General features: G+C 66.1%; 7 protein-coding genes. All 7 read right to left on the bottom strand.

Features of this window, described 5'->3' with window-relative positions; translation table 11 throughout:
* Positions 1 to 18: 18 nt before the first annotated feature.
* The 7 genes from WG924_RS15670 to WG924_RS15700 all read right to left on the bottom strand — a co-directional run bounded on the left by WG924_RS15670 (position 19) and on the right by WG924_RS15700 (position 10426).
* Positions 19 to 1065 (bottom strand): Rossmann-fold NAD(P)-binding domain-containing protein, encoded by a 1047-nt coding sequence (locus tag WG924_RS15670; protein ID WP_345934008.1) that lies wholly within the window; start codon positions 1063 to 1065, stop codon positions 19 to 21.
* Positions 1062 to 2276 (bottom strand): tRNA epoxyqueuosine(34) reductase QueG, encoded by a 1215-nt coding sequence (gene queG, locus WG924_RS15675; protein WP_345934009.1) that lies wholly within the window; start codon positions 2274 to 2276, stop codon positions 1062 to 1064. The genes WG924_RS15670 and queG overlap by 4 nt, the downstream gene beginning before the upstream one ends.
* Positions 2257 to 2925, bottom strand: coding sequence for an FtsZ-binding protein FzlA (gene fzlA / locus WG924_RS15680; RefSeq protein WP_188576497.1), 669 nt, complete (start codon positions 2923 to 2925; stop codon positions 2257 to 2259). Before fzlA ends, queG begins: the two co-directional genes overlap by 20 nt.
* 10 nt (positions 2926 to 2935) lie before the next feature.
* A complete protein-coding gene (rarD, locus tag WG924_RS15685) occupies positions 2936 to 3874 on the bottom strand; it encodes an EamA family transporter RarD (protein WP_345934010.1) in 939 nt (312 codons plus the stop codon).
* A 143-nt stretch (positions 3875 to 4017) separates the two neighbouring features.
* Positions 4018 to 8841, bottom strand: coding sequence for an RHS repeat-associated core domain-containing protein (locus WG924_RS15690; RefSeq protein WP_345934011.1), 4824 nt, complete (start codon positions 8839 to 8841; stop codon positions 4018 to 4020).
* Between the two features lie 86 nt (positions 8842 to 8927).
* The gene (locus WG924_RS15695) at positions 8928 to 9887 is read right to left on the bottom strand and encodes a hypothetical protein (RefSeq protein ID WP_345934012.1); all 960 of its coding nucleotides are present in this window, start codon (positions 9885 to 9887) and stop codon (positions 8928 to 8930) included.
* Positions 9888 to 9901: 14 nt separating this feature from the next.
* Positions 9902 to 10426, bottom strand: coding sequence for a hypothetical protein (locus WG924_RS15700; RefSeq protein WP_345934013.1), 525 nt, complete (start codon positions 10424 to 10426; stop codon positions 9902 to 9904).
* Positions 10427 to 10559 lie beyond the last annotated feature (133 nt).

Raw genomic sequence — 10559 nt, forward strand, 5'->3', positions numbered from 1 at the left:
CGAATAGATGTCGTTTTGTTAAGCCGGCGATGGCCCGATCGTCTGCGACCGTTCGGCCGCAAGCTGTGCCGCCAATCCGGCCCGATAATCCGGATAGCGCAGCCGCACGCCCAGCTCCTCGCGGATGCGGGTGTTGCGGACCCGCTTGTTGTCGGCATAGAAGCTGCGCGCCATCGGCGACAGGGTGGCCTGTTCGAACGGCACCTCCGGCGGTGGCGTCACCTCCAGAAGCTGGCAGGCATGCAGGATCACGTCCTGCGGTGGTGCCGCCTCGTTGTCGCAGACATTATACGCGCGCCCCGGCGCCGGGGCCGCGATCGATGCCGCCAGCACGGCCGCGATATCCGCCACATGAATGCGCGAGAACACCTGACCGGGCTTGACCACGCGATGCGCGCGGCCGGCCCGCACCGTATCCAGCGCCGAACGGCCGGGGCCATAGATCCCGGCCAGCCGGAACAGATGTGCCGGGGCGGCCGGGGCCAGCGCCGCCCATGCCCGTTCCGCCGCCACCCGCCGGCCGCCGCGCCCGCCCGCATCGACCGTGGGCGTGTCTTCATCCACCCAGCCGCCGCCATGATCGCCATAGACCCCGGTGGTCGACAGATAGCCGATCCAGGGTGCCGCCCCCCGTGCCAGACCCGCCGCGGCCGCCGCCGCGATATCGGCGCCATGCAGCCGCAGCACCGGGTCGGCCGCGCCATCGGCCGCACCATCAGCCGGGCCGCCATCCTCTCGCGCTCCCTCCACCGATGAGGGCCCCACCGACGACAGGATCGCCACGGCCCGGCCCAGATCGGCCACACCCGCCGCATCCATCGGCCGGTCGCCGGTCATCAGATGGGCGGCGATGCCGGCATCGCGCAACACCGCCTGCTTCTCCGGCCCCCGGCAGGTGCCGGCAACCCGCCCCCCCGCCGCCATCCAGGCCGCCGCCAGCGCCCGCGCCGAGAACCCCAGCCCGAAGCAGAACAGCAGGGCGCCACCCTGTGCCACAGGGGCCAGCAGGGCCACAGGATCGGTCGACTCATCGGTCGGCTCATCGGCGGGCTCATCGGTCGTCATGCATCAGGCTCCTTGTCAGCGGCAACGGCGCGGCGCCATTCGGCCAGCACGTCATCGTCGGGTTCGGCGGGGGCGCGACGCGCGGCCTCGGCCCGCAGGGCCGGTGCCGGCAGCAGCCGCGCCGCCGCCCAGACCGCCATTGCCCGCACCTGTGCCGCCGGATCGTCCAGCAACGCCATCAGCGCCGGCACCAGGGTGGCATCGCCGCTGTTGCCGATGGCGATGGCCACGTTACGCACGAAGCGGTCGCGGCCGATGCGCTTGATCGCGGTCTTCGCGAACAGGGCACGGAAGGCCGCGTCATCCAGCCCGGCCAGATCGGCCAGCGCCGGCGCGGTCAGGGCCGGGCGTGCCTGCAACCGCATCTCGGACGCCGCCGCCGCGAATTTGTTCCACGGGCAGACCGCCAGGCAATCATCGCAGCCATAGATGCGATTGCCCATGGCATGGCGGAATTCCACCGGCAGCGGCCCGTCCAGCTCGATGGTCAGATAGGAGATGCAGCGCCGGGCATCGATCTGATAGGGCGCCGGGAAGGCGGCGGTGGGGCAGGCGTCCAGACAGGCATGGCAACTGCCGCAGCGGTCGGCATGGGGCTGGTCGTGGGCCACGTCCAGCGCGGTCAGCACCACGCCGAGGAAGCTCCACGATCCCAGCCGCCGCGAGACCAGATTGGTGTGGCGGCCCTGCCAGCCCAGGCCGGCCAGCGCCGCCAGCGGCTTTTCCATCACCGGCGCCGTGTCGACGAACACCTTCAGCGGCAGGGCGCTTTCATCCCACAGCCAGCGCCCCAGCCGTTTCATCCGGGCCTTGACCACCTCATGATAGTCGTCGCCACGGGCATAGACCGAGATATTGCCCCGATCGGGGCGGGCCAGATTGGCAAGTGGAGCGGCATCGGGGTCCAGCGCCGGGGTATAGGCCTGCGCCACCACGATGGCGCTTCGGGCATCGGGCCACATCGCGGTCGGGTCATGCCGCCACGCCCGACGATCGGCCAGCCAGGCCATCTCGCCATGGCGGCCCAGATCGATGAACCGGTCCAGCGCCGCCCCGGCCGCATCGGGCAGGCGCGCCGGCGCGAAGCCCACCGCATCGAAGCCCAGGGCCAGCGCCTCGGCGCGGATCGCGGCACTCCAGCCGGCGGCGTCAAGATCGCGCGGCGGCCCCTTGCGGCGCGGCCGCGGCTGATCAGAAGTCGAGATCGCCATAATGCGCCGAGGGCGCGATCCCGATGATCCGGTCCTTCAGCATCGACCGGAAGCCGGGGCGCGACTTGATGCGGACATACCATTCCTTGGCCACCGGATGGCGGACCCAGGGCACGTCGCCCAGATAATCGATCGCCGACAGATGGGCGGCGGCGGCGATATCGGCCAGCGACAACTGGTCGCCGGCCAGCCAGCGGCGGCGCTCGGTCAGATAGGCCACATATTCCAGGTGGTAATTGATATTGGCGAGCCCGGCACGGATCGCGGCCGAGGTCGGCTGCCCCAGCCCCGCCAGCCGCTTGTCGACCTTCTCGCCCACCAGGTTGCGGGTGACCTCGTCCGAGAACTTATAATCGAACCAGTCGATCAGCCGGCGGACCTCCGCCCGCTCGGCCGGCCGCCGGGGCAGCAGGGGCAGGTCGGGATAGGCCTCTTCCAGATATTCCAGCACGGTGCGATGGCCGGCCACGACGGTGTCGTCGGCCTCGACCAGCACCGGCAGCACCCCGGCCGGATTCAACCTCAGAAACTCGGTCCGGCGTTCCCAAGCCTTTTCAAGCTGCAGGTCGTGGTCGAGCTGCTTTTCGCCGAGCGCCAGTCGAACGGCGCGGCAACCAGGGTTCAGCCAGTGATGATAAAGTGTGCGCATGGGGCGGACTTTAGCGCAGAGATCGGCGCCGGGCCAGAACCGCGTCGCCGGTATACAAGGCGAGTGCGATCCAGATCAGCACGAAGGCGACGCCATGGGCGTCGGAGACCGTTTCCCCCAGCAGGAAAACGGCGACGGCTAGCTGGCAGGTGGGGTTTACATACTGCAGAAAGCCCAGCAAGCCCAGTGGCAGACGCGGGGCCGCGAAGCCGAACATCAGCAGCGGCACCGCCGTGACGGCGCCGGTCGCGACCAGCAGCACCACGACAAGCGGGTCGGCCACGGGCATCGCCATCTCGCTTCGCCCCCACAGCACCGCCAGCCAGATCAGCGCCAGCGGCGCCAGCACCAGGGTTTCGATCAGCAGCCCGGCCAGGGCGCCCACCGCCGCGATCTTGCGCAACAGGCCATAGGCGCCGAAGCTCAAGGCCAGCGCGATCGCGATCCAGGGCAGCCCCTGGCCGGCGGCCGCGATCCAGACGACGCCGGCAAGTGCCAGCAGGAAGGCCACGATCTGGGCGGCGCGCGGCCGTTCGCCCAGAAACACCACCCCCAGCACCACCGAGACCAGCGGGTTGATGTAATAGCCCAGGCTGCCATCCACCGCATGACCGCTTTGCGCCGCATGGATATAGACCAGCCAGTTGCAGGCGATCGCCAGCGCGCTCAGGCACAGCAATCCCAATATGCGCCGCCGGACGATGATCGAACGGATTTCGGCCCGGTGGCGGCCGGCCATGGCGATCAGCCCCACCAGAAGCAGCGACCACAGGATGCGGTTGGCCAGCACCTCCGATGCCGGCACCGTCGACAGCGCCGCGAAGTACAGCGGAAACAGCCCCCAGGTGACATAGGCACCCAGCGCTGCCGCGATCGGCCGCCCCAGGCTGGCCGGCGTTGCCGAGGGCGTGGTTATCGAGGCGGTCTGGTCCGACTGGCGAGACGACATGAGGCGGCGGGGTCCGGCGGCGGGGGGAAATGGTCGACGCCCGGATATCGGCGGCGGCGGGCGTCAGCGCGATCCTAGACCCGCCCGCCCGCCACCGCCAGTGGCTGTTCTTAAATCACCGGCGCATGTTCGCGCCGCCGGCCTCAGCCGGCCATGCCGAGATCGGCCGAGAAGCTTCGCCGCACCCGGTGGGCCTGGCGCTGGAACTCCTGGTCATAGTCCTGCCGGCTGGCGAGGGAGTCCTCATAGACCCGCACCGCCGGACGATAGGGCTCCATCGATGCCGGCGCATTGCCTGATGGCGCCCTGAGCGCCGCCTCGGTCTGGCCATTGCCGTTGGCGCCGCCCGAGGTGGCGGCACCACCGCTGGGATTGGCCAGATCGATGCTGCCCGACACCACGAAATAACTGCCGAGCAGCACGTTGGAAACCCCGATCCCGGTGGCCCAGATCCGGCTGTCGATGCCGAAAAAGGTCTTGGCCGCGGCGCCCCCGGCCGCGGCCACCCGCTCAGCATTGGTGGTGACGCTGTTGAACACCGCAGCACCGGTCAGATCGGCCAGTTGGATATCACGGGCGGTGATGCCCGCCGCCTCTTCGGCGGTGGCCAGGGTCAGGGTCGTGGTGCGGGCGGCCTTATAGGCATTGGCCGCGGCGGCGAAGCCGGATGTCGCCATCGAGGCCACACCGAAGGCCAGCGAGGCGATGTTCAGCTTGCGGATGGTATCCGACCGGTCCCAGCCGTTCTTCTCGTCAACCACACCCATGATCGCGCTTGCAAGCCCAAGCTCGGCGCTGACCACGCCCAGCGACGCGCCGATCATGCCGACCAGCGCCAGGCCGCTCAGCGAGGCACCCCCGGTCGGGATCGCCGCCACCACCAGCGCCACCGCCAGCACGAAGCCCAGGATCGCAAGGCCCAGGCTCCAGCCGCTGCTGAGCAGCCCGCTCGGGTCCGACAGGTTCACCGGGTCGCCACGGCAATAACCATAGGCGTTGTAGCCGGCGCCACCGAACACCGCCATCGGGTCGGGGGTCAGGAACATCATCAGATCAGGGCTATAGGGCCGGCGGCCATTGCCCAGATGATACAGGCCCGCCATCGCGTCCAGCCGTTCGCCATTGAAGCCGATCCGCCCCTGATCGATCAGCGGGGTTCCCGGTCCCACACCCGCCGGGCCGGACTGGCCATAGGGGGTGTAGAGCAGGTTGCTGGGCGCGCCGGATGCCCCCAGAACCCCGATGACACTGCCGGCCGCGTCCAGAAGATCGGCCTCAGAGGTCGCGGCACCGCCGGATGGCCGCCGGCTTCGACCCTGGGTCTGGGCGCCGTCGCGCCGATAGCGGATCGCCGCATCGCCCTGGGTCTCGGCGATCAACCCGCTGCCATCGGCATAATGCAGCCGCAGCGGCGTGGCCGCCGTGGCCGTCTGAACGACCAGCCGCCCTTCGGCGTCATAGCCATAGCCGCCGGTCGTGGAGCAGGCGGTCAGGCGGTCGAGGCCATCATAGGTGAAGCTGCGGCCGGCCTGATCGTCGACCAGATTGCCGCTCTGGTCATAGACCGGCACGCGATAGCTGGACGGGTTGCTGGTCGCGATCGCGGTCAGCCGGGTCGGGTTCGCGGCGCCGAAGCTGCGGGTGCACACATCGCTCTGGCCGGTGGTGAAGGTGCTGGTGCACTGGGTCAGATTGTCGAAGGCGTCATAGACATAGGTCTGTGCCGCCAGCGCGCGGCCCAGATTGTCGCAAGGATGCTGGCTGCCCGAACAGCTATAGCTGATCAGCCGGGAATAGGCGTCATAGGTGAAGCGTTCATCGCTCAGCGTGCCGCCGCCGCCATCGGTGGTCAGGCGCCTGACGAGGTTGCCGTTGCGGGCATAGCTGCGGGTGACCGACCGCATCATGCTGCCGCCAACCCTGAAGCTGCGCGTGGCCTCGCGGCCATAGCTGTCGAAGGTGACGGTCGTGCTCAGCGAGATGCCGCCATCCGAAACCGTCGTGGACACGAGCCGGCCATAGCCGTCATAGCCGTGATTGATGGTGCAACTGCCATTGCTGATCCGCGACAGCCGCCCGACGCCGTCATAGCTGCGGGTCTCGGCGTCGCCGGTCGGGGCATCCAGCCGGGTCAGCCGTCCCGCCGGTGAATGGGTATAGCGGGTGGTGGCCGGCGTGCCCTCGGCGGTCAGCACATCGGTGCTGGGGAACTGATAGCCGTCATAGGTCCGGGCGCGGGTCGCCGTGGTATTGTTCGCGGCCGAGATCTGGCCACTTGTCCCGATATACGAGAAACTGGCGGCCGACACGCCGTTGAGTGCCACAGCGGCGATGGAGTCGTTGGCGGTGTCATAGCTGAAGGTCTGCCGGATCCCCCGTGGGGTCACCTTGGTGGCAGGCCGGGTGGCGCTGCCCTGATAGCTGTAGGTGGTGACGCCCTCACCCAGACTCTCACTGACCAGACGCCCGACGCCGTCATAGCCGCGGCTGCCGAGCGAGCGGCCGTTCACGGTGATGCCGGTGCGCAGGTCGGCGCTGGTGCCGGGGGCATAGCTGATGATCACGCTGCGCGGCGCCGTCCGGTCGGCCGGGTGGGCCTGCATCGCGGTCACGCGGTCGAAGGCGTCATAGCTGTACTGGGTGACATTGCCATCGACATCGGTCAGCGCCGTGCACCGGCCGAAGCCGTCATAACTGCGGGTCAGGGTCTGTATCCGGCCGCCATTGCTGTCGACCTGAACCACCGTCACCGGCTTGTCGAAGGCATTGAAGCTGGTGATGGTGGTGTTCAGCCCCTGGGTGCCGGTGGTCATGGTGTTCGCCACCCGGTCGCGCAGCGACAGGGTGACACTGCCATCGGGGTTGGTGGTCCGCGCGACGTCGTCCCAGTCGCTATAGGCATAGCGGGTGGTCAGCACCAGCGAGGTGCCGCCCGCCTCATCGCGTTTGGTATCGGTGACCTTGCGGCCCATGCGGTCATAGCTGGTGGTGCTGATCTGGCGCTGGGTCGATCCGTTCAGCACTTCCACCGAGGCCACCATCCGGCCCAGGCCGTCATAGCTGGTGGCATACACCTTGCCCTGGGCGTCGGTGGTCCGCATCTGCGCCGGCGTGCCGCCTTGCGAGAAGCTGTAGGCATAGGCGCGGCGCGCCTGCCCGGCGGTCCCCGGCGCCACGGTTTCAGCCGTCACCCGGCCGGCGACGTCATGATCATAGACGATCGGATTGCCATTGCTCGACTGCACCTCCAGCAACTGGTTGGTGGCCGGCTGGAAGCGGCGGATCGCCACACTGGTGGTGCGGTCGGCGCCGGTGATGGTGCGGGTCTCGGTCAGATCATAGGCGGTGGTGGTATAGCTGAAGCCGGTGGTGGTCGTCAGGCCGTCCTGAACGACCGTCAGACTGGAAAGCCGGCCATAGGTCGTCGGTCGGCCGGAATCGATGCCGACCACATAATTCGTCACGGAGCCGTTGCTGACCGTATCGGTGCGCGGCTGCACGAAATAGCCGGCGCCGTCGAGCCGCGGCACCTGGATATACACCGTGCCCACCTGCCGGGTCGTGCCGTTGCCACCGGCGGGCGTCGCCCGCTCGGTCTTGCGGAACCGGACGAACAGGCCGTTCGGCTCGGCCGGGCAGGCGCCGCTCTGACCGGCCACCGGATAATAGTCGTAATCCATCCGCAGGCCCGAGGGGTCGATCTGCGACAGGATGTTGCCATAGCCGTCCGAGGTGGTGGTGGTCACCTCCTGGCGGCTCCCCGATGATCCGGACGTCGTATAGACATTGGTCACCTGGCGCGGGATCTGGAGATTGGCCGGCTGGGCCGAGAACCCGACATTGGGCTGATCATTATAGAGAATGGTCGTGGTCTTGGTCGCGGTGCCCTGCTGACGAACCTGACGGGTCATCAGGTGAAACTTGTTATAGGTGGTGGTGGTGACGGCCAGGGTCGCGTTGCCATTGTCTGGATCGAGGGTCCGGGCTTCGGACCAATATTCGTAAGCACCTGAATTTTTGTAGAGATTGTCGACACCAGGCGTAAACCCGCCCGGAATCGGATTGCCGGTGAAATTCTTGGTCGGGCTATAGGCATAGCGGGTCACGATCGACGGCTGCCCCGCCTGTGGCTGACGCTCCCAGATCTGCACGGCCGGGAGATAGGCGTTGTTGCCATAGGGCAAGGCGCGTTCCTGATAGGTCACCAGATCAACGCCGCCCATCGGATTGCGGATCTGGGTGATCCCGTACATACCGTTGGCGAATTTCTTGTAGCTATAGAGCCGCGCGGCGCCGGATGAGCCCGAGGCGTCATAGGGCATCGAGATGCTGGTCAGCAGGCCGTTCTGCGACACGAAGCCGACCGCCGCCCGCCGCCCGGCGGTCGCGACCGTGGTCACCCGCGAGATCGTGCCCGACAGATAGCTGGCGTCCAGAAACAGCGTGCCGGTCTGATTGGCCGCGACCCGCGACAGCCAGCCGCTCGACGTATAACTGTAAGTCAGACTCTCGCCATTCTCGAAGCTCAGCGCGGTCGTGCGATAATTGCCGCTGCCGGTCGGCCGGGTCAGCGTCTCGATAATGCCGTCGGCGCAGTACACGGTCAGCACGGTTGAGCCGGTCCGGCGGACCGCGACGTTCTGAAGTTTCAGATCCTGGAAGGTCAGCAGGCTGCCCACCGCCGGCAGCGGATTGGCGTTGTACTGCTCGCCGGTCGCCAGGCGCAGGATCAGATTAACCGGATCAAAACTGGTCACATTAAGCGACCAGCCAATGCCATACCCATCATTCGTCGTCTTGGCTGTGGAGAATGTCAGCGTGAGGTCACGAGTTCCCGTTGCACCACCACCCTCCGGCCGCAGCGTCACCAACGTCACCACGGCGCTGAACTGGCCGGTGCGCATGTCGACCTTGCCATCCTGATAGGATGAGAAGTTGAACGCATTCGAATAGATATTGTCGGTCATGCCCGGCCCTCGTCGCTCGGTGGAACGCCTGGTGAAAATGGGCGGAGGAGGCCGTATCTCCCCTCCTCCGCCTATCCGCCTATGGGTCAGGCGTTGCTCAATTCCATCGTGTTGCCATGGTCGCCACTGTTGCTCTTCAGGATGAAGCGGCTGACACAGCCCAGATTGTCGGTGATCGACCAGTAGAGATAATTGTCATAGGTGGGCGAACAATTGTGGTCGTTGCACAGATAACGGGCGCCGCGCATCATCCGGTCGCTGTTGATCAGCGGCACGGTGGTCCCATAATAGCTGTCATTCGGCAGGTTACCGATGTCGCCAAGGGTCAGAGAGGTCACGTAGTTGTGGATCGCCATGCCAAGAAAGGTGTTTCCATCATTGTTGATGGCATAGGCATAGACCAGCTTGCTGGTAGAATACCCCTGACCTTCAAAATAGTCTGACATCACCCGCAGACTGCTGGGCAGCGTCCAGTAATATGTGTCGACGTCGATCGCATTTCCCTTTGAATACTCAGAATGATAGGCATCCTCACGCGAAAATGCCAGCTCACTGACATTGATGACATAGGGTCGCTGCGGCGAGATCGTGATCTTCGACTCGAAAGCGACGTCGCCGGTGTCGTAATGCGTTGTATAGGTCGTGCCGTTATCCAGCGTGATGCGCGCCATGAATTGATAGTTCTGAAGCGGCGGAACACCATTATTGGCACGCAGATATCGGTAGATCACATTCGTGGCATCATTCTTGCTGTCCGATTGTCTGGCGGCGAAGCTGGTGCCACCGCGCAGGCCCTGGTCATACTGATTCTGGCTGGTATCACAGGACCAGCCGGTCGGCATTGACTGCCAGACATTCGACGAATATTCAGCAACGGTGACGCTGTTCATTTCGGACTGCGACAGCGGGGTCGCCACACCGTCAACCGTCTTGGTCACATTGACCGTTACCGTGACCTGCTGGTTTCCATTGGCATAGAGCTGGTTGGTGAAGGCTTCGTTGGGGCCGACGATGGTGATCGTGAAGATGCTCATGGATGTCGTCATGGTGGCGTCTCCGCTCAAAGGGCCTTCGAGACCAGCGTGAAGCCGATGAACGGATCGGCAAGTTCGTCGTGGAGGTCGAGCAGATATCGATCCCCGACGTCATCGGGCACCGGATAGAAAATCGACAGCACCATGGCCCGGCTGTCCGCGTCGGTCCGGCAGAAATACTGGCCCGCATGAGGGGCCTGCCGGTAATAGGTCACCACCGCGGCGCGAACCGCTCTGGCGAAGCCATCCCAATCGGCGGGCGCGCCACCATCCGCCATCGTGCACAGATTGCGCAGGCCATCGTCATCGGCATGACGCGCCACATTGATCACCCGATGATCCAGCTTGGGCAGGAACGTGCCGCCATCGATGGTGGTGTACTGGATGTCCTGATGAAGCTGTGTCTGGGTCAGGAAATGGGGTGTGCGGAATTCCACCACGAACCGCTCCCCCCCGACCTGAAGTGGCACGCATTCATGGTGCCGTGACAGGGAATGGACCTGGCCTGTCCAGACATCTCCGCCTGCCCGCCTGAAAAGACTGGCGGCCATGCCGGTTCTCAGAGTCCGCATCTGCATGTGTCCTCGTCTGGGCGCACCAGCGCATTCCGGCATGCCTGTGGCAGTGCCGGCCGCTTAGCAGGATTGACCCGCCATGGCTTGGGATCTGTCTGGTTGCGCGTTT

Source organism: Tistrella arctica (genome assembly GCF_039630945.1).
GTDB classification, from domain to species: Bacteria; Pseudomonadota; Alphaproteobacteria; order Tistrellales; family Tistrellaceae; genus Tistrella; species Tistrella bauzanensis.

Bases quoted from the DNA above. Each gene is read 5' to 3' on its own strand.
- WG924_RS15670 (WP_345934008.1), bottom strand. From the start codon at position 1,065: ATGACGACCGATGAGCCCGCCGATGAGCCGACCGATGAGTCGACCGAT.
- queG (WP_345934009.1), bottom strand. From the start codon at position 2,276: ATGGCGATCTCGACTTCTGATCAGCCGCGGCCGCGCCGCAAGGGGCCG.
- fzlA (WP_188576497.1), bottom strand. From the start codon at position 2,925: ATGCGCACACTTTATCATCACTGGCTGAACCCTGGTTGCCGCGCCGTT.
- rarD (WP_345934010.1), bottom strand. From the start codon at position 3,874: ATGTCGTCTCGCCAGTCGGACCAGACCGCCTCGATAACCACGCCCTCG.
- WG924_RS15690 (WP_345934011.1), bottom strand. From the start codon at position 8,841: ATGACCGACAATATCTATTCGAATGCGTTCAACTTCTCATCCTATCAG.
- WG924_RS15695 (WP_345934012.1), bottom strand. From the start codon at position 9,887: ATGACGACATCCATGAGCATCTTCACGATCACCATCGTCGGCCCCAAC.
- WG924_RS15700 (WP_345934013.1), bottom strand. From the start codon at position 10,426: ATGGCCGCCAGTCTTTTCAGGCGGGCAGGCGGAGATGTCTGGACAGGC.